Origin of the sequence: Streptoalloteichus hindustanus, from assembly GCF_900129375.1 — a bacterium.
GTDB classification, from domain to species: domain Bacteria; phylum Actinomycetota; class Actinomycetes; order Mycobacteriales; family Pseudonocardiaceae; genus Streptoalloteichus; species Streptoalloteichus hindustanus.
In genome coordinates this window covers 1-17,332 of record NZ_FQVN01000014.1, presented here as the reverse complement: position 1 = coordinate 17,332, position 17,332 = coordinate 1, and the positions used below count along the sequence as shown (strand labels likewise).

The window sequence follows — 17,332 nt, the reverse complement described above, 5'->3', positions numbered from 1 at the left end:
CCGAGAGTTCGGCCGAACGGCCTGAGCCCGACGACCCGCGGACAGGAACCGATATGCTGCCTCTGATCACGCGTGCCGAGATACAGGCGGGAATCGACGCCGGAAACATTGTCGTGGTCGACACCATGCCCGTGTCCTATTACGAGCGGGAACACCTGCCCACCGCGGTCAACATTCCCGGTTTCCCGTACGAGCAGGCCGCCGCGTTCACCACCGAACTCGCGCCGAAGGTCGTTCCGGACAAGAGCGCGACCCTGGTCGTCTACTGCGCCAACGTCGCCTGCCGCAACAGCGAGCTGGTCGGGCAGCGGTTGCTCCAGATGGGTTACCAGAGCGTCTACAAGTACCGGGAGGGCATCGAGGACTGGGTTTCCGCCGGCCTGCCCACCGTGAAGGCCGAGTCCGCCCAGTAACGCCTTCCCCCTGCCGTCCGCGCCCCGCGCCGGGCCGCGGCGATCCCCTGCATCCCTGTTCCCTAGGAGGCCCTCGTGGCTGTCAAGTCCCTGCTCCGCACCGCGGTGTGCGCCGTCGTCACGGCCGCCACGCTGCTGACCGCCCACGCCGGTCTGGCCTCGGCCGAGACCACTCCCGCTCCCGCCGCCGCGAGCGTGAAGACCAACAGCGAGAACGTCATCACCGTGACCTCGGAGAACCTCGACGAGGTCCTGGAGATGTCGAAGGAGAAGCTGGTCGTCCTCGACTTCGGCGCCTCCTGGTGCGGCCCGTGCCGCCAGATGAAGCCGGTGATCGAGCGGCTGGCCGCCGAGTACGAGGGCCAGTTCGTGCTCGGCGAGGTCGACGCCGACACCCAGCGCGCGATCATGCAGAAGTACCGCGTGAAGTACCTGCCCACGCTGGCCCCCATCCGCAACGCCAAGGAGTACGCGAACTCCCGTCAGGTCGGCTACAACGGCGAAGCCGCCCTGCGGCGCTGGATCGACGCCCAGCTGGCCAAGGGCTGATCCATCCCCACCGGAGGTCCGGTTGTCCACATCGGACAACCGGACCTCCGGCCATCCCGGCTTCCCCTGCGGCTACTGGCTTTCCTTCTCTACGGCATCCAGCAGCGCGCGAACGTGCTCGACCGAGGCGTCGGCGTCGAGAGCCACCCGGCGCAGCCCGCCGATCGCCTCGGCGTAGTAGTCCACTTCGGACGGTCCGTCCACGAAGGACACCGCCCTGGGCGTCTCCAGCACCACGACGGGGGACAGGTCCTCGCACTCGTAGAACGCGAACGCGCCCAGCCGCGGGGCGCTGACCTCGGCCGGCACCACCCGGAACGTGATCGACCGCCGCCACGCGAGGTTCACCAGGTGCTCGTACTGCGCCGCCATGACCTGTGCGGGGCCAGTCAACCGGGACAACGCGGCCGCACTGACGAACATGGCGGATTCCGGTGCGCGGTCCCGTAAGAGCACCTCACCACGACCCCAGGCGCAGGCCATCCGACGCTCGGTCTCCTCCGGCGTCAGACCCAGGTCCCCGCACAGGTGACGGGTGTAGTCCGGGGTCTGGAGCGGCGCGGGGATGGTCAGGGCGTCGAACATCGTGACGCGCGTGGCCTTCGACTCCAGGTGCATGTGCGCCCGAGGAAGTTCCCGCGTGGCCAAGCACCACCCCCGGGTGGGGGTGTTCGGCCGGCACAGGTCCAACAACGCCTCGCGCTCGGCTCCAGTCACCCGGTACAACGCCAGCAGCCCAGCGGCATCCACCAGTTTGAGACCCCGCCGGCAGTGCTCGATCCGGGAGATCTTGCTGGCGGAGACGTCCATCATCACAGCGACCTCCTGCACGGTGTACCCGGCGGCCTCCCGCCGGTGGCGCAGCTCGGCGGCGGCCATCCGCTCACCAACCGTGGCCGAACTAGCCGAAGTGGCCGGCACAGCGTGGTCAGCCATCAGCGCCCCCACACCGTCGAACGAAGAGAAATCAAGACTGCCCTTTCCGAAGGGGTGTTCGCGGTAGAACGTGCTCGTTGTGAAACGGTGGGGCCAGGGCATACCTGGCCCCACCGCTGCCCCGGCCAGATGGGACGACCCAGCCGGAGCACCTGCCCGCGCGAGCGTGACGAGAAAACGCGGACAGGAAACCTGGAGAAGACCTACTGGAGAAGAGGTTCGGCCGGGGTCCACAGCCGAGGCGCCGCCGCCGTGACCAACCTGGGCGCCAACCGCTCCCCCGGCGGCGGCAACGACACCAACGCCGCCACCACATCCACCATCCCGCCCTCGTACTCCCACACCACCCCCGGCCGCCGCCCACCCGTCATCCGAAGCCCCAACGCCTCCGAGCTGTCCCGAACCCGAATCACGTCACACCACCCACCCGGCCACTCCCAGAACCCGTCCACCTCCACCGGCACCCCGTTCCGCACCAGCGGAGGCAGAAACCGCCACCCCAGGTTCCGCAACGCGATCAGGTGCCCCAACTCCGGAAACGCCTCCACCGCCCGCTGATCTGTGACGTTCACCGGCCACCCCGCAGAGCCCGCATACGAAGCTCGTACGCCAAGACGGCGCGAGGGTCCGCCGGCAGCCTGTCCCGCACCCGCCGCCGCACAACCGCTCGCCTCGGTGCCACGTACCTCATCAGCCTGCTCACGAACTCGATCACGAAACCCTCCGGTCCTAGATGGACAGTTTTGGGTGGACGACGAGGCCGGCCGTTGTTGTCGAGACACCGGTCCGGCCCCGCCGCCGGAGGCCCCCGCCGTTGGGGGCCTCATCCCCTGCCCACCCGCTCACACAGCCCTGCGGGAGACCCAGGACCGGGCGGAGCCGGAATGAGGACCGGCTCCGCGTTAGTCATGCCGGGCATCAGCTCAATGGACACCGATCACAGCTGGATCCGTCCCGGTTGCGGCGCTGTTTGGGCCGCGGCGATGAATCCGCTGACCGTGCACGGTGCCCCCGCCGAGGATGGCCAAGATCGGCACGATGGCCTGTTCAGGATTGATGTCCGCACGGCAGGTGAACAGGTCGATGTGCGCGAGGTGGTGTTCGGGCCAAGTGGAGACGGTCAGGTGGGACTCGGCGAGCACGAGGACGCATGTGGCACCGTGCGGCTGGAAAAGGACGGGTAGCTCGCCGACGACACTGCAGCCTAGGCAGTGGGCAGTGTGACGCATGGCCTCGATCAGCTCAGCGAGTTCAGGGTTGGGGATGGTGCAGTGGGTGACGTCGTAGACGGCGTGGATCAAGAGGCACCTCCTGAAAGTCAGGCTGTGTGTCGGTTGAGGATCGCGTTGTGTGCGGAGGCGCGGATCAGGTCGGCGAGGTAGTCGACCGTGTAGGCGCGGTGCAGCCGGCGAGGTTCGGCGGCCCAGCGGGTGATCTCGGTCCAGATCGCGTCGAAGGTGCCGTCGCCGTACTGGTCGAGCAGGACGTCGAGGTTGAGGAACGCCTCAGGCAGGTCGGCGTAGGCGGGGCCGTAGCGGACGTAGAGGGTCTTGGACAGCTTGCCGCCGCTGCGATCCAGGACGAGCGGGGTGAACATGCTGACTGGCCAGTTGGCCGCTGGGATCCCCAGTGTCGTCAGTGCCGGTGCGAGGACATGGGCGTGCCAGGCCCCGCCCCAATCAGCACCGTCGACCGACACCGAGCATGCCTCGTACAACTCACGTTCTGCAGAGAGCAGGAACCCTTTTTGGATAGAACGGACCGGAGTGTTCGCGTCGTACCAGCCATCCGAACCGCTGATGTCGATGATCTCCTGGTACCGACCGTGAACCGGGCAGAGCGAGTCGAGCTGGACAACTCCATCGCCTGCGGAGATGGTCAGGTTCTTCGCCGATTTCTCCATCAGACGGCACTCCGGACAGCGCGGCCGAATGCGCACGATCCCATCGGACGGGGCCACGATCGATCGGAAGTCCTCCAGACGAGATGCCATGGTGTATAGGCAGGTCCGCACGGGCGGTAGCCCCTGGTAGATCGAGTAGGGACGGAACTCGTACCGGACATCTGAGCGAGCCGCCGCCCACCGCAGCAGCCGCTCGAACCCCGAGATCCGGTTCGCTCGGTCGAGCTGGCCGGTGTCGATGAGGTCACCAACAGTGCGGGTGTAGATCTCTCCGTCGATCTCGATCTGCTCTGCCGGGGCGTTGTCAAGCGCGTCGAATATGACCGTGGCCGGCAGGTCAAGCGCCTCGCGGGCATGGGCCGCGATGGCGAACACGGACAGCACGGTGACGACGGTGCCAATGTGCGGGGTACCGTTGAGCTGTGCCGCCGTGGTGATTCGCAGCCGCTGTTTGCCACGGGCCGCACCCCGCAGTAGATCGGCGTTGTCGCGGGTGAGGTGCGCGATCCCGACGGGAGCGAAGATCAGCTCACTCGACGATGGAGGTTGGGCGGTGGGGGGCACAGGGGTGTCCTCCTTGTCTGGCCAAGATAGATCCACACGGCGGGGAAGTCAGGGTCGGCACTGGTGATCTTTTTGAGCAGCAGCAGGTTCACACCCGCGCGGGTGGCGGCGTTCCGGTACAACTGCTCGGTCAGCTCGACGCGCCCACGGGAGTCGCGGGCGACCCAGTTCGCGCCGGCCGTCCAGCCGCCAGGCGTGAGCAGGAAGTGCAGGTGGGTGAAGCTGGTGGTGAAGTGCTCAGCGTCACGACACAACCCGAGCAGTCCGAACTGAGTGATCAGCTCGAAAGAGCCTGGTATCAGGTGCGGGTCCGCAGGTAACGACTGGGCCAGGCAGTCGGCACGGACGACGGCGGACAGCGATCGGCAACGCATCTCGAAGGCGTTGGAATCGGTGCGTCCACACAGGCGCAGCGCTGTGGCGTGTACTCCACGCGGTCGGCCCCTGGCGGCGAACTGCCGAAGGATCTCCAGTCGCTGTGGGTCAGCATCGACCGCGACGAACCGGCAGGCGCGCAGGGCGATGGCCCACAACATCGACTCCGAGCCGGATCCCAGGTCCGCCCAGCTGTCGATGGGCGGGATCTGCATAAGGACGGCGAGGATGTCCTCAGTGGCCAGGCCGAAGCGGAACCGCTCGGCGTAATAGCGCCGCCAGTAGGCGTCCGCGTTCGCCACGGTCTGGGCGCCATTCATAGCCGGTCTCCTCCCTCAGCAGTCGCGAGGACTTCGGAGAGCCCGCCCTCGCCTGGCAAGAACCGGACATGCCCGAACCCCGCTGAGGTGAACGCCTCGGCCAACCGAGCTGCGGTGAACAGCTCCAGTTCCACCGTGCTGGAGTGCATGCTGGTCCCCGTCCCGTCGCGGTAGTCGAACTCGATGTGCAGCCGGTTGCCGTCGCGATGCTGGCGGCGTCGCCGGAGCACGGCACCGCTGGTTTGGGTGGGCTTGAACCCGCGGTCGGCGAACCACACCCGGTGCTGCCGGGCCGGGTCATAGAAGGTGGCGGTGTCCACACCGCCGTCACGATGGGTACAAGCCACCTGAGCCAGCACCTCGGTGCCTGGACTCGCGGCCACACGCAGACAGGCAAGCAGGTCGGTCAACGGCGCTTGGCAGGCCAGCTGGTTCAACGCGGCGTTGGGCACCACGACCAAGTCGACGTCTTCGGGCAGCGTCACCTCCTGCCAGTAGGCCAGCATCGGGAACGTCCGCTCGGCACGCTGCCCGACCTCCACGGCGTGCTCGACTGCGGTGGCGAGCATTGCCGCGCTGGCATCCACCAGGGTCGCCGCGACCGACGTGCGGGCGTAGCTGGAGAGGAAATGCCCTGCCCCACAAGGGATCTCCGCGACGTGAGCAGCGGTGGCGAGCAGCCCTCGCAGGAGGCGCGGGCGGCGAACTGCCGCAACTTCGGTGCGACCGAACCTGGCCCGCCCGTCGTAGGAGGCCACCACCGCGGCGGAACTCGGGGTGATCACGCCGGGATCCCGTGGAATACGGCGTGCTGGCGGCAAACCGGGTGCACCAAACGGCCCTCCTGGGCGATTCGCGCCGACTCGATCGCCGGATCAGCGGCATCAAGTAGGGCGACGCGGGCGAGCCGCACCAGGTAGGGAGCGGCGTTGGCGGTGTACGCCTCGGTCGTAGTGACGGGAACCAGTGCCGGGAGCGCGTCGAGCTTGACGTGCAGCACGCCCTGGACTACCTGCGGCGCGTCACCAGGTCGCTGTACCGGACCAGCGGTGGGAAGGTAGCCATCCCCGTAACCGCAAGTGGCGTCCACGATTACCGCGCCCTGCTTCATCTCCCGCAGGTCGGCTTCCGTGATCATCGGCGGGGTGTCGAAGGTGGATACCAGGATTGCCCCGATCACAAGGTCCGCTCCGGACAGCGCGCTATGGCGGGACTCGGGCGTGTTGACCGTGACCCGCACGCCCCGCGGCACGGTTGGCAGATAGCGGTTTGCTGACGTCTCCGACCGCACCAGCACAGTGACCTCCGCGCCAAGCGCCGCGGCGGTTCGCGCCGCGGCCGAGCCCACGTTGCCGCAGCCGATCACCACGACGCGGGGCGCGGCGGCGCCAGTAACGCGCGCCAGGAGCACGCCGCGTCCATTGTGGACAGTCTGTAGTGCTTGCGATCCAACGAGAACTGCTTGGATACCGGCGATCTCCCCGCCCGGCGCAGCCAGCGGAAAGCGGCCGCCCTCCTCGACGAACTCGTAGCTGTACGCGCTAACCCCGCTGCTGGCCAAGGCGGACAGCAGAGCCCGGTCGCCCTCGGCATGGAACAGCGCACCTATTGACTGCCCGGGATGCAGGCAGGCCAGGTCGCCAGCACTGGTGTTCTTGTAGCGCAGCACCAGCGGTGCGTTCCACACCTCCTCAGGATCGGAGAACCGCACTCCCTGGGCGGCCAGGTCGGCATCGCCACAAAACACCCCAGCACCGATACCGGGCTCCGTCACGACCTCGAACCCGCCCTCGCGCAGCGCACAGGCCACGGTCGGGGTGAGCAGCGTGCGTCGGTCGCCGGGCGTGGACTCACGGGGGAAGCCGATAACGTGCGCGGCGGAGCTGTGCATCCGAGCCTCCAATAGCCTGCCGTACTCGTCGCATTGGAAGCGTCACGCACCGTGATCCGCAGAGCCAGATCATCGCGTGCGCGGTCCGTGATCACCGCTTGTCGATCCGTTGTTCACGGGCCCGCCGAATGTCCTGGTGAACAGGCAGGAGAGACGTCAGAACAGAGCCACAAGCATCCGGGTGACTACACTGCGTTGCCTCAGCGAGTCGCCGACCGCTGGTGGCGTGATCATGATGAGGAGCTTGCGAGTGCAAGACGACTTGTTCGGTGCCGCCGACCTGGATCTCCCCGTGGAGCGCGAGCGGGTGCTGATGTCGCTCAACCCGGAGTACTACGAGCTGATCTGGCAAAGGCTGAAGCGGCACGAGTTCCGCCGCCGATACCTCGCGGACCGGCCCACCACATGGTTCGTCTACCTCACCGCACCGGTGTCGAAGCTGGCCGCAGTGATCGACCTTGCCCCCGCCGTCGTGGACACACCCCGCCGGATCGCCGACATCGCCGAGCAGGCCCACGTGGGCAACGGCAAGTCCGTCTACGAGTACCTCAAGGACCTGGAGCGCGGTTTCGCAATCCCGATCCGGCAGGTGCGCGAGTACCCCGGGTTCACCGCCGAGGAGCTGACCGGGATACTCGGCTCCTTCCACCCACCGCAGGGCTACACCCTCGTCGACCGCAACCCCGCGTTGGTTGGCGTCTGCACCAAGCTCACCTCCGTCGACGTGGTGCGCGAGCTGATCATTCAGCATCCTGCCTCGGTAGCCTGATCACCGTCACGAGAAAGGGCAGGGATCGCGATGGCCGGGCGTCGACGCACTACGAAGAGCCCGACCGGCGTCCAGGGCATGTCCCCACTGCGGCAAGCCAGGTTGGCGATTCCCGCCACGCTGGAGCAGCTGTGCGAAGACCTGGACCACCAGTCGAAAGAGGGCTCGTCCGGAGTGACGCCGAGCATGCTGTCCGGCTGGGAGCGCGGCGTCCACATCACCAGCATCAAGTACCGCAAGGTGCTTTCCGACTACTTCGGTCAACCCCCGGAAGTGCTGTTCGCGCACCAAGACCAGAAGTTGACCGCCGCGTCGGAGACCCCGCGGCTGCTGGTTGGGCACCACGATCTGCGCGAGGCGATGACTGAGGTCGTGCGCGACGCCCGGCAGTACTTGGCGGTCGTGGGATCCCGGTCCCGCGACGGAACCTACCTGGACACGATCGTGGCTGTACTCTCCGAACGACCCGAGCTGGTGCACTACCGGGTGCTGTTCGGACCACCCCGCCACCCGGTGCTCAGAGAGCACCTACTTCGGCTGGTTACCATTCGCGACCCCCACGACCGGAGCCTCGGGGTGAAGACGCTGCACATCGGCATCGTCGATGACGACCTTCGCACACCGGAGCGCTTCTTCTGCGCATCGGAGTCCGCCGCCGTCGTGCCGATCCCGTCGCTGACCTCGTCCGAGGCGTTTGACTCCGGAGTGCTGTTCGAGTCGGGCGTGGCCGAACGGCTGATCGACCATGCACGCCAGTGCTACGCGGGTGCCCGGAGGGTGGAGACCGAGCAAGCGTTACGCGACCTACCTACCGTGCGAAGCTACACGCAAGGCACCCATCAGAGTAGCTGGATTGAGGGAGGTGCCGGTCGTGAACGCGATCATTCATGACGTACTGGCCGAGGCCAAGGAAGACCACGAGTCCGTGATCGAGTTGACCCGTGACCTGGTCGCCATCCCCAGCCGGGGCGGTCTAGACCCCTACGAGCCGGTGCTCGACCGAATCGGCAGCTGGCTCGCCCAGCGCGGGCTTCCCGCGACCGTGCTCAAGGACTCCACCGGTGCCACGGTGGGCCTCACCTGTGAAGTCAGCGGCTCGCGGCCCGGTCCGCGGTGGGTGCTCGACGCCTGCCTGGACACCGCGCCCTTCGGCGACGAGCACGCCTGGACCCACGCGCCGACTGCTGCCGTCATCGAGAACGGTTGGCTCTATGGGCGTGGCAGCGCCGATTCCAAGTCCGGGGCCGCGATCTTCTGCCATATCGCCGCCCGCCTGGCCACCATCACCGATCAGCTCCGCGGCAGCATGGTGCTGCTGTTCGACGTCGACGAGCACACCGGCGGATTCGGTGGTGCCCGCCGCTACTTCGAGGGCCCAGACGCTCCTCATGACGTGGCCGGTGTGATGATCGGCTACCCCGGAATGGACAAGCTCGTCGTCGGCGGACGCGGCGTGCACCGGGCCAAGCTGCACGTCCACGGAGTCGCCTCGCACTCCGGTGGCAGCAAGACCACCCCCAGCGCCATCGAGAAGGCCGCCGACCTCATCCGGGCCCTGTCCACTGCTGAGCTTCCCGACGGCGCGAGCGCCGGATTCCCGCTGACCGGCAAACTCACCGTTACCTCGGTCCAGGGCGGCGGAGGTTATTCAGTCACTCCGGACCTCTGCACGCTCAACGTCGACATCCGTACCACTCCTACCTTCCACAGTGCCGACGGCGCCCGGTTTCTTGAGCGTCTCGTGGCAGAGGTCGATGATGCCTGGCCAGGTACCCGGCCCACCCTCATCCAGGTCGACACCCGATGGCCTGCCTACGCCCTCGCCGAGGACTCCCGACTCCGCACGGCTCTTCTCGATGCCGCCAACAGCGCCGGGATCGAGGTCAAGGCGAAGGTCGCTGGGCCGTCCAACATCGGCAACTACCTCGCCGGCCTCGGCATCCCCGCCACCGCCGGCTTCGGCGTCGCCTACATCGGCCTGCACGGCACCGACGAACGCATCCAACTGGACACGATTCCCACTGTCCAGGCCATCTACCACGCTGCGGCACTCACACTGCTGGGCGCTTAACACTCGTCAGCCACCCGATCGCCGAATGTGGGGCACCGAGACGGGCCTCACCGATGCCGCGGGCGAAACCCGGCAGCTTCGGGAAGCCGGCGGTCGTCGCAACCTCGCTGTACGCCCCGACACTAACCATTGACTCACAGTGAAAGCAGAACGGGCTGAACTCATCCGTGCTTGCGGAGACAACTCTTCGCAACGAGTGGAACAGATGGCCATAACGCTAGCCATCCGAAGGATGCCTGATCATCCCTGTTCCTTCGGTCTCGCCCTGGAGGGAGGTATCTGGGCTGGCTGGCCGGCCACTTGTGGGAGGGTTTCACGGGAGGAGACCAGCATGCCCGTTCTCACGCGTCTGGCGGCGCTCGGAGCGCCGTTGGCGGAGGAGTCCAACGGCGTTCCCGATCTCGAACTCTCGGTCGTGGCCTGTATGGACGCCCGAATGGACATCTACAGCATCCTCGGGATCGAGGTCGGGGATGCCCACGTCATCCGGAACGCCGGTGGCGTCGTGACCGACGACGTCATCCGGTCGCTGGCCATCAGCCAACGCGAGTTGCGGACGCGGGTGATTCTGCTGATCCACCACACCAAGTGCGGGATGTCAGCGCTGTGGGAGAAGGAAGCGGAGTTCCTGTCCGAGATCGAGCAGGATGTCGGGTTCCGCCCGGAATGGGCACTGGAGACGTTCGGCGATGCGGAGACAGATGTGCGGCAGTTGGTCCTCCGCATCAGGGCGAACCCGTTCGTGCCGCACAAGACCCGAGTCCTGGGCGCGATCTACGACGTGGACACGAAGACGCTTCACTGGGTGCGCTGACGCGTCCGGGGGCTGGTGGGTGCCCGGCGTAGGCCGGGCACCCAGCAGCGGGTGGGTCAGGTTGTGGGGGCTGGGGTTGGGGGGCGGGTCAGGTGGCCGGACTTGTCGAGGAGTGTCATGGCGAGTACGCAGATGGCGCCGAGGAGGGTGAGCGCGAGCCAGGGAAGTCCTGGTGTGCCGAGGTCTCGGGCCAGGTCGAGTGAGGCGCCGGTGCCCAGGTTGCCGAGGGTGATGCCGATGCCCGACAAGGTGCTGTAGAGGCCGTAGTGCGTGGCCACCAGGCGGCCTTCGGACATGGTCACGATGGTGTCCATCTCGAAGGGGTAGAGGACGATCGTGCCGAGCGTGAGCAGGAGGCCGCTCAGCACGATCGGGGTGAAGGCCAGGGCCTGTGCGAGCCAGCCGGCTGCGGGGGCGGGGTCGATCAGTGCGGCGCAGGCGGGTGGGGCGAACGCGGCGGCCATGAGGGTGAGGCCGAGCCTCATGGCCCGGGCGTGTCGGAGGCGTTGCTTGCACCAGGCCGCGAGGCGAACCTGGGTGAGGATCGCGAGCAGCCCGGACAACGCGAAGAGCACTGCCACGCCGGCGTTTCCGGCGTCCGTGCCGCTGGCGAGACGGCGGATCTCCAGCGGCAGGGCGAGGTAGACCTGGAAGGACAGGACGTAGGAGCCGATCATCACCAGGGAGAACAACAGGAAGGGCCGGTTGCCCAGCACGGCGCGCCAGTCCCGGATCATCGACTTCTGGTCCTCTGCCGGGGTCGCCCGGCGCGAGGGAAGTGCTCGTGCCTGCAACACCGTCAGCGCGGCGAACACCAGGGCCGCCGTCGCGGCGGTGAGCCGGAAGCCGACCCCGGTCAACACCACCCCGACCAGCGGGCCGACCAGGATGCCCGCCTGGTAGGCGGTGTTGAACAGGGCGAACGCCTCCACCCGGCGCTCGCCGGCGTCGTGGGCGACGTAGGCGCGGACGGCCGGGTTGAACAGCGCTCCCGCGAACCCGGTCGCCGCCGAGGCGAGGACCAGGGTAGGCAGAGTGTCCACAATGGCCAGAAGACCGAACCCCGCGGTGCGCAGCGCGCAGCCGGTCACGATCAGCGGCTTGTAGCCGAGCCGGTCGGCGAGACTGCCGCCGACGAGGAACATGCCCTGCTGCGAGAGGTTCCGCACCCCGAGCACGAGTCCGACGAGCCAGCCCGCCATTCCGAGGCCGACCGAGAGGTGGTCGGCCAGGTAGGGCATCAGCATGTAGAAGCCGAGATTGATGGTGAACTGGTTGACCAGCAGGAGTTGGACGCTCCGCTCGTGGGAACGGGCCTGGGCGATGATTCCCTTCACGGGCGCCGGTCCTCCTCGGTCGGATCGACGACCCGGGCGCACCGCGTCCACCGGTGGACCTCGGTGGTCAGCGGGTTCGTGATCTCGTCCGGGTCGCTGGCGGGCCTGGCGCCCAGAAGGCCGTGCTGCGCGCAGTAGTCGTTGTCGTAGACGGTGCCGAGGTAGCGGTGTGGTCCGTCGGGGAACACCGCGGCGATTCGGGTGTCCTGTGTGGAGTTTCGCGCCAGCCACCCGGCGACCAGCGCGACGGCCCCCACGCTCCAGCCGCCCGTGGCGTAGTGGCTGGCGGCGAGGGCGCGGCAGGCCCACACGGCCTCGCCCGGCGCGACCCAGTGCACCTCGGAGAAGTTCCGGTAGTCCACGTTGCGCGGGTAGATGCTGCTGCCCAGGCCGCGCATGAGCCGGGGGCGCGCGGGCTGGCCGAAGATGGTCGACCCGACGGTGTCGACCCCGACGAGCCTGAGGTGGGGGAAGAACTCCCGCAGCGCGGCGAACACCCCGGCCGAGTGGCCGCCCGTGCCCACACTGCACACCAGCACGTCGATCCGGCCGAGCTGGGCGACGAGTTCGAGCCCCAGGTCCGCGTAGGCGGCGACGTTGTCCGGGTTGTGGTACTGGTCCGGACACCACGCGTTCGGTTGTGCGGCCAGGAGTTCGGCGACCCGGTCGCGGCGGGCCTGTTGCCAGCCGCCGGTCGGATGCGGCTCGGTGACCCGGTCGACGCGTGCGCCGTAGGAGGTCAGGAGTCGTTCGACGGTGAGTTCCATGCCCGGGTCGGTGACCAGCGTGACCGGGTGGCCGTACACCATGCCGGCGAGCGCGAGCCCCAGCCCGAGGGTGCCGCTCGTGGACTCGACAATCGGCGCGCCGGGACGCAGGTCTCCGCGTTCCCTGGCCCGGTTCACCATGTAGAGCCCGGGTCGGTCCTTCATCCCGCCCGGGTTGTGGCCTTCCAGCTTGGCCCAGAAGCCGCGTCCCGGCGGGCACAGCGGCTCGCTGACCCACAGGACCGGTGTGTTGCCGACCAGTCCGGCCGGGGTCGGGCTGGCCGAGGAGCGGGGCGGCACGAGCTGCGCCCGCGACGCGCACGGCAGGGACGGGACGAGGGCATGCGTGATCACGTTGACTGCTTCGGCGTTCATGCGTCCTTCAGGAGTCCAGGCGTCAGGAGACGACGCGCGGAGGCAGGGGAACCGGGCAGCGCGCGCGGACCGCTGTCGTGCTCAACGACGAGGGCGGTCCGGCGCCGTGCCGATCAGTTCCGCCAGACACAAAGGACGCACCGCGTCTCTCGTCCGGTGCCTCTGCGGCCGTTCGTGCCGTCAGGGGTCAGGGGAACGGACGCGGGAACGATCTCCGGGGGTGGCGCGGGTGCGAGCACCAGGGCGATCCAGAACGCGATGACCGCCGCAGTGGGCGGAGCCGGCCCCACATCGCACCGGGGATGTGACTCCCGTTGGTGCGACGGGCGATGCGGAGCGTTGTGGCGTCCTGGTTCCTGACCGGGCTGCTCGACAGCGACAGGAAGAGTGCCGGCAACAGCGCCGACAACAGTGCTGGCAGCAGCGGCGGCAGCAGCGCTGGTCGGGGCGTGCTCACCCGTCACCAGGTGCACCGCGTCGGTCGGGCCGCAGCCGAGGAGGTGCACCAGCACGAGCACCGCCAGCGCCACGATGTGCACGACCGCTCCTCATGACGTTCGGGCGGCGAGAGCCCGATGGTAGCGAGGGTCGTTCGTGCCGTGAAGGTGCGCTGAAGGCACCCTTCACCCAACCAGCCCACATCCAACGTCGGAACTGTCAGCAGGGACTACCCGATGCCGCCCCGAGCGCGTCGGCCGCATCTGCCGGCTTCCGCCCACCTTTGTCCACTATGGACACATCGCGCCGTGGCTACCGCTTCGACGCCATCCACTCCGGGTAGAACAGCCACGCGACGGCGTTGGCCGCGATCAGGAACCCGGCGATGCCGACGATCCAGCTCGTGGCGCTGGCGCCCTTGCTGGAGATCCAGTCGTTGAGCCGCTGGAGGATCGGCTCGACCCGGGCCTGGGAGACGACGCGGGCGGTCAGCAGCGCGCCGGCGGGCGCCACCATGACGAGGCAGTACCCCGCGAGCAGCGTCGCCACCAGGGCCGCGCCGAGGTTCGAGGTGGTCATCATGCCGATCGCGCCGAGGTAGGGCAGCATCGTCGCGACCTCGGCCAGCCCCGCGAGCAGTGCCAGCCCGACCAGCCAGCCCGCCGACGAGGACGCGGACATCGCGCGCTCACGCCACCGCGCGTTCCCACCGTTCTCCTTCTTGTCGCGGCGGTTCGGGTCTATGCGGTAGCTGAGCAGGAACAGTCCGACACCGACGAAGAGCTGAACCCACAGCGCGGCACGGCTGTTCAACACCCCACCCGCCGCGTCCGCGAGCGAGCCGGCCCCGTAGACGACGAGCAGCCCGACAGCGAAGTAGAAGACCGTGATGGTGGCCAGGTACACCAGAACACGCCCGACTCTGACGCGCCCCGGAGCCAACAGCAACCACACCGGAATGAACAGTGTTCCGATGCTCGTGCTGTCCACCAGAGCGAGGCTGGCCAGTGACAGGACCAGTCCCAAGCTCATCCATTCCCCCTGTTTGGTTCTGGCTACCCGGTGAAGATCCGGGCGAGGTGGTCGTGCAGCAGGCGGCGCGCCACGTCCTTGGTCACCCGCTCCGGCTCAAGGGCGCGCTGGAGCGCGATGCCGTCGACGAAGGCCCCCAGTGCGACGGCCGCGGCCCGGGCGTCGAGATCACCGGCGACCTGGCCGTGCGTCCGCGCCCACTCGAAGGCCTCCTCGAACCGGTCGCGGATCTCCGCCGCGCCGGCGAGGTGTCGTTCGCGCAGCACCGGGTGGAACGCCGCGCGGGCGAGGAACGCGAGCCAGACCCGGCCCTCGCTGTCCTGCGCGTCCTCGTCGGCGCTGGCCAGCACGCAGGCGACGCGGAGCAGGCGCCCGTCGAGGCTGTCGTCGGTGTCCTCGCTGAGGATCGCCGCGACCCGTTCGCGCACCAGGTCCTGGAGGTGGCCGAACGCGAACAGCAGGAGTTCGTCCTTGCTGCGGAAGTAGGTCTGCACCAGGCCGGTCGTCGCGCCCAGCTCCCGGGCGATCCGGGGAATGCTCGCGGCGTCCAGCCCTTCGGCGTCGACGACGCGCAACAGGGCCTCCGCCACCTGACGACGGCGTTGGACGGGATCGGCGTGGCGCGGCACGCCGTAAGATTAAGGCCTTAATCTTACGGGGGTCAACCTGGGCGGCCCGATCTCTCCCGGGCGCGGCGCCTGATAGAAAGGCCATGACAGAAAAAGACATCGGGGACGAACGTCGGCGGTTCTGGGCTCTCGGCCCAGGACCACGACGACAGGAGTCAGCCAGAATGACGACGTCGAGGGTGACCCGGGACTCGGAGATCTCCTTGCGGCGGATCTCCGCTCTCAACGTCACGGAGGTGAGCGCGCTCAGCGAGACCCTGTCCAAGCAACACCGGAACATGGTCGCCGACAACGCGCTCTCCATCGCGGAGGGTTTCTGCTCGCAGAACGCCTGGTTCCGCGCGGTCTACGCCGACGAGACACCGGTCGGCTTCGTCATGCTCCACTACGGCGCGGACTGGGACGACGGCGTCGAGTGCCACGGCGCCTACCTGTGGCGCCTGATGATCGCCACTCCCTTCCAGGGCATGGGCTTCGCCCGACGCACCCTCGACCTCGTGACCAGCGAAGTGCGCTCACGCGGCTACCGCGAGCTGTTCACCAGCTTCGCCGAGGGCGAGGGCAGCCCGGAGAAGTTCTACGAGCGCCTGGGTTTCGTCCGCACGGGCGACCACTACGGCGACGAACCCGAAGTGGTCCTGGCACTGAAGGACTGACCCGGTCCCGGGATCGGGTCATCACGACGCGACAGGAGCGGCCCATGACGACGGAATCGGTGACCACGGACCCGGTGGCAACGGACCCGGTGTCGGAGGATTCCGCGATGGCGGAACTCGTATCGACGGAACCCGTGACGCGGGACTCCGAAGTCACCCTGAGGCGAGTCACCGCCCTCAACGTCCCCGAAGTCTGCGCGCTCAGCAGGACGTTGTCCGAGCGGCAGCGGTACATGGTCGCCGACAACGGCACCTCGCTCGCCGAGGGTTTCTGCTCGCAGAACTCCTGGTTCCGCGCCGTCTACGCCGACGAGACACCGGTCGGCTTCGTCATGCTCCACTACGGCGCGGACTGGGACGACGGCATCGACTGCGAGGGCGCCTACCTCTGGCGCCTGATGATCGCCACCCCCTTCCAGGGCATGGGCTTCGCCCGACGCACCCTCGACTACGTGGCGCGGGAAGTGCGGGCGCGCGGCTACCGCGAGCTGTTCACCAGCTACGTCGACGCCGAGGACGGACCCGAGAAGTTCTACGAGCGCCTGGGTTTCGTCCGCACGGGCGTGTCCTACGACAACGAGGTCGAGGCGGTGCTGAGGCTGGCGGGGTGAACCACCGGGGCGGCGAACGCCGTCACCCGACCCCACTCGCCACGACGGCATAGGCTCCAGGGCATGGAGATCACCTGTGCTGCCCTGCTGTTCGACGCGGACGGCACCCTGGTCGACTCGGACGCCGCCGTGCGGCGCGCCTGGCGAACCTGGGCGCGGGGCTACGGGCTCGACGTCGAAGCCGTGCTCCGGGTCTGCCAGGGACGGCGGTCAGAGGAGACGATCGCGATGTTCCTGCCGGCCGAGGAGATCGAGGCCGCGGTGGCCCGCCTCGACGCGCTGGAACTGACCGACCTGGCCGACGTGACGCCCTGCCCCGGCGTCCCCGAGCTGCTCGCCGCGCTGGACGGGCCGCACCGCCTGCCGTGGGCGGTGGTCACCTCGGGCATCCTGCCGCTGGTCACCGCGCGCACGGGCGCTGCGGGACTGTCCCTGCCCGACGTCGTGGTCACGGCCGAGTCCGTCAGCGCGGGCAAGCCCGATCCGGAGGGCTACCGGCTCGCGGCGCGCGAACTCGGCGTGCCGATCGAGCGGTGTGTGGTTTTCGAGGACTCCCCCGTCGGCATCCAGGCCGGGAAGTCGGCCGGCGCGACCGTCGTCGCCGTGACCACGACGCACGCGGCGGAGGAGCTCACCGCGGCGGACGTGGTCGTCCCGTCCCTGCGGGAGATCACCTTGGGGTCCGGCGTTCTCACCGTGACTTCCCCCGGGCCGCGGTCCCGGCACTAGCCGTTCCGCCGGAGGCATCGGGCGAGCCGGGGAGCAGGTGAGACGCAGGCCACATCCGGGCCTGTCACATCCCGCCTCGCTGTCCCGTCAGACAGGTGTACCCACCGCATCGGCAAGGAGTGCACAGTGGACGCTCGTCTGAACATCTTCGAC

General features: G+C 68.3%; 21 protein-coding genes. 10 read left to right on the top strand and 11 right to left on the bottom strand.

All coding sequences use genetic code 11. The annotated features are described in order from the left end of the window. Nucleotides 1-53 precede the first annotated feature (53 nt). The gene (locus BUE43_RS28665) at nt 54-413 is read left to right on the top strand and encodes a rhodanese-like domain-containing protein (protein WP_073489308.1); all 360 of its coding nucleotides are present in this window, start codon (nt 54-56) and stop codon (nt 411-413) included. A gap of 75 nt (nt 414-488) precedes the next feature. Next, nucleotides 489-962 (top strand): thioredoxin family protein, encoded by a 474-nt coding sequence (locus BUE43_RS28660; protein ID WP_073489306.1) that lies wholly within the window; start codon nt 489-491, stop codon nt 960-962. Nucleotides 963-1,034: 72 nt separating this feature from the next. On the opposite strand, the gene BUE43_RS28655 is transcribed toward BUE43_RS28660, so the two are convergent. From BUE43_RS28655 to BUE43_RS28625, 7 genes are all read right to left on the bottom strand, one after another. Continuing rightward, nucleotides 1,035-1,898 (bottom strand): helix-turn-helix domain-containing protein, encoded by an 864-nt coding sequence (locus BUE43_RS28655; protein WP_073489496.1) that lies wholly within the window; start codon nt 1,896-1,898, stop codon nt 1,035-1,037. Between the two features lie 203 nt (nt 1,899-2,101). After that, the gene (locus BUE43_RS28650; RefSeq protein ID WP_073489304.1) at nt 2,102-2,470 is read right to left on the bottom strand and encodes a hypothetical protein; all 369 of its coding nucleotides are present in this window, start codon (nt 2,468-2,470) and stop codon (nt 2,102-2,104) included. Between the two features lie 351 nt (nt 2,471-2,821). Continuing rightward, nucleotides 2,822-3,199 carry an S-adenosylmethionine decarboxylase gene (speD, locus tag BUE43_RS28645; RefSeq protein ID WP_073489302.1) on the bottom strand — a complete coding sequence of 126 codons (378 nt, stop codon included), beginning with the start codon at nt 3,197-3,199 and terminating at the stop codon, nt 2,822-2,824. A gap of 17 nt (nt 3,200-3,216) precedes the next feature. Continuing rightward, nucleotides 3,217-4,365 (bottom strand): hypothetical protein, encoded by a 1,149-nt coding sequence (locus BUE43_RS28640; protein WP_073489300.1) that lies wholly within the window; start codon nt 4,363-4,365, stop codon nt 3,217-3,219. Then, nucleotides 4,326-5,060 (bottom strand): class I SAM-dependent methyltransferase, encoded by a 735-nt coding sequence (locus BUE43_RS28635; RefSeq protein ID WP_073489494.1) that lies wholly within the window; start codon nt 5,058-5,060, stop codon nt 4,326-4,328. The genes BUE43_RS28640 and BUE43_RS28635 overlap by 40 nt, the downstream gene beginning before the upstream one ends. Next, entirely contained in the window at nt 5,057-5,845 is a 789-nt protein-coding gene (locus tag BUE43_RS28630; protein WP_073489298.1) for a hypothetical protein, read from the bottom strand. The genes BUE43_RS28635 and BUE43_RS28630 overlap by 4 nt, the downstream gene beginning before the upstream one ends. After that, nucleotides 5,842-6,951: an NAD(P)-dependent oxidoreductase gene (locus tag BUE43_RS28625; protein WP_200797703.1), complete on the bottom strand. Its 1,110-nt coding sequence runs from the start codon at nt 6,949-6,951 to the stop codon at nt 5,842-5,844. The genes BUE43_RS28630 and BUE43_RS28625 overlap by 4 nt, the downstream gene beginning before the upstream one ends. A gap of 250 nt (nt 6,952-7,201) precedes the next feature. On the opposite strand from BUE43_RS28625, the gene BUE43_RS28620 reads away from it, so the two are divergent. From BUE43_RS28620 to BUE43_RS28605, 4 genes are all read left to right on the top strand, one after another. Further along, on the top strand, nt 7,202-7,720 hold the full coding sequence (locus BUE43_RS28620; RefSeq protein WP_073489294.1) for a hypothetical protein: 519 nt from the start codon (nt 7,202-7,204) through the stop codon (nt 7,718-7,720). A 102-nt stretch (nt 7,721-7,822) separates the two neighbouring features. Further along, nucleotides 7,823-8,611 carry a helix-turn-helix domain-containing protein gene (locus BUE43_RS28615; RefSeq protein WP_143174456.1) on the top strand — a complete coding sequence of 263 codons (789 nt, stop codon included), beginning with the start codon at nt 7,823-7,825 and terminating at the stop codon, nt 8,609-8,611. Continuing rightward, the gene (locus BUE43_RS28610) at nt 8,592-9,791 is read left to right on the top strand and encodes a M20 family metallopeptidase (protein ID WP_234995980.1); all 1,200 of its coding nucleotides are present in this window, start codon (nt 8,592-8,594) and stop codon (nt 9,789-9,791) included. Before BUE43_RS28615 ends, BUE43_RS28610 begins: the two co-directional genes overlap by 20 nt. Nucleotides 9,792-10,122: 331 nt before the next feature. Then, nucleotides 10,123-10,605, top strand: a complete 483-nt coding sequence (locus BUE43_RS28605) for a beta-class carbonic anhydrase (protein ID WP_073489288.1) — start codon at nt 10,123-10,125, stop codon at nt 10,603-10,605. A gap of 56 nt (nt 10,606-10,661) precedes the next feature. On the opposite strand, the gene BUE43_RS28600 is transcribed toward BUE43_RS28605, so the two are convergent. Further along, nucleotides 10,662-11,942 carry an MFS transporter gene (locus tag BUE43_RS28600; protein WP_073489285.1) on the bottom strand — a complete coding sequence of 427 codons (1,281 nt, stop codon included), beginning with the start codon at nt 11,940-11,942 and terminating at the stop codon, nt 10,662-10,664. Continuing rightward, nucleotides 11,939-13,084, bottom strand: a complete 1,146-nt coding sequence (locus tag BUE43_RS28595; protein WP_200797702.1) for a PLP-dependent cysteine synthase family protein — start codon at nt 13,082-13,084, stop codon at nt 11,939-11,941. Before BUE43_RS28595 ends, BUE43_RS28600 begins: the two co-directional genes overlap by 4 nt. A gap of 329 nt (nt 13,085-13,413) precedes the next feature. On the opposite strand from BUE43_RS28595, the gene BUE43_RS28590 reads away from it, so the two are divergent. Next, entirely contained in the window at nt 13,414-13,638 is a 225-nt protein-coding gene (locus BUE43_RS28590) for a hypothetical protein (RefSeq protein WP_143174455.1), read from the top strand. A gap of 196 nt (nt 13,639-13,834) precedes the next feature. Here the strand turns inward: BUE43_RS28590 and BUE43_RS28585 are convergent, their stop codons facing one another. Together BUE43_RS28585 and BUE43_RS28580 are read right to left on the bottom strand one after the other, a co-directional pair. Next, nucleotides 13,835-14,554 (bottom strand): GAP family protein, encoded by a 720-nt coding sequence (locus tag BUE43_RS28585; protein ID WP_073489281.1) that lies wholly within the window; start codon nt 14,552-14,554, stop codon nt 13,835-13,837. 23 nt (nt 14,555-14,577) lie between these two features. Then, the gene (locus BUE43_RS28580) at nt 14,578-15,183 is read right to left on the bottom strand and encodes a TetR/AcrR family transcriptional regulator (RefSeq protein WP_073489279.1); all 606 of its coding nucleotides are present in this window, start codon (nt 15,181-15,183) and stop codon (nt 14,578-14,580) included. 164 nt (nt 15,184-15,347) lie between these two features. On the opposite strand from BUE43_RS28580, the gene BUE43_RS28575 reads away from it, so the two are divergent. From BUE43_RS28575 to BUE43_RS28565, 3 genes are all read left to right on the top strand, one after another. Next, the gene (locus BUE43_RS28575; RefSeq protein WP_073489277.1) at nt 15,348-15,839 is read left to right on the top strand and encodes a GNAT family N-acetyltransferase; all 492 of its coding nucleotides are present in this window, start codon (nt 15,348-15,350) and stop codon (nt 15,837-15,839) included. Nucleotides 15,840-15,883: 44 nt separating this feature from the next. Further along, on the top strand, nt 15,884-16,450 hold the full coding sequence (locus BUE43_RS28570; protein ID WP_200797701.1) for a GNAT family N-acetyltransferase: 567 nt from the start codon (nt 15,884-15,886) through the stop codon (nt 16,448-16,450). 63 nt (nt 16,451-16,513) lie between these two features. Then, nucleotides 16,514-17,179 carry an HAD-IA family hydrolase gene (locus tag BUE43_RS28565; RefSeq protein ID WP_073489275.1) on the top strand — a complete coding sequence of 222 codons (666 nt, stop codon included), beginning with the start codon at nt 16,514-16,516 and terminating at the stop codon, nt 17,177-17,179. Nucleotides 17,180-17,332: the final 153 nt, after the last annotated feature.

What these genes read in the sequence shown, in the direction of transcription:
- BUE43_RS28665 (WP_073489308.1), top strand. Translation starts at nt 54, where the DNA reads ATGCTGCCTCTGATCACGCGTGCCGAGATACAGGCGGGAATCGACGCC.
- BUE43_RS28575 (WP_073489277.1), top strand. Translation starts at nt 15,348, where the DNA reads ATGACGACGTCGAGGGTGACCCGGGACTCGGAGATCTCCTTGCGGCGG.
- BUE43_RS28635 (WP_073489494.1), bottom strand. Translation starts at nt 5,060, where the DNA reads ATGAATGGCGCCCAGACCGTGGCGAACGCGGACGCCTACTGGCGGCGC.
- BUE43_RS28570 (WP_200797701.1), top strand. Translation starts at nt 15,884, where the DNA reads ATGACGACGGAATCGGTGACCACGGACCCGGTGGCAACGGACCCGGTG.
- BUE43_RS28605 (WP_073489288.1), top strand. Translation starts at nt 10,123, where the DNA reads ATGCCCGTTCTCACGCGTCTGGCGGCGCTCGGAGCGCCGTTGGCGGAG.
- BUE43_RS28595 (WP_200797702.1), bottom strand. Translation starts at nt 13,084, where the DNA reads ATGAACGCCGAAGCAGTCAACGTGATCACGCATGCCCTCGTCCCGTCC.
- BUE43_RS28585 (WP_073489281.1), bottom strand. Translation starts at nt 14,554, where the DNA reads ATGAGCTTGGGACTGGTCCTGTCACTGGCCAGCCTCGCTCTGGTGGAC.
- BUE43_RS28625 (WP_200797703.1), bottom strand. Translation starts at nt 6,951, where the DNA reads ATGCACAGCTCCGCCGCGCACGTTATCGGCTTCCCCCGTGAGTCCACG.
- BUE43_RS28565 (WP_073489275.1), top strand. Translation starts at nt 16,514, where the DNA reads ATGGAGATCACCTGTGCTGCCCTGCTGTTCGACGCGGACGGCACCCTG.
- BUE43_RS28590 (WP_143174455.1), top strand. Translation starts at nt 13,414, where the DNA reads ATGCGGAGCGTTGTGGCGTCCTGGTTCCTGACCGGGCTGCTCGACAGC.
- BUE43_RS28655 (WP_073489496.1), bottom strand. Translation starts at nt 1,898, where the DNA reads ATGGCTGACCACGCTGTGCCGGCCACTTCGGCTAGTTCGGCCACGGTT.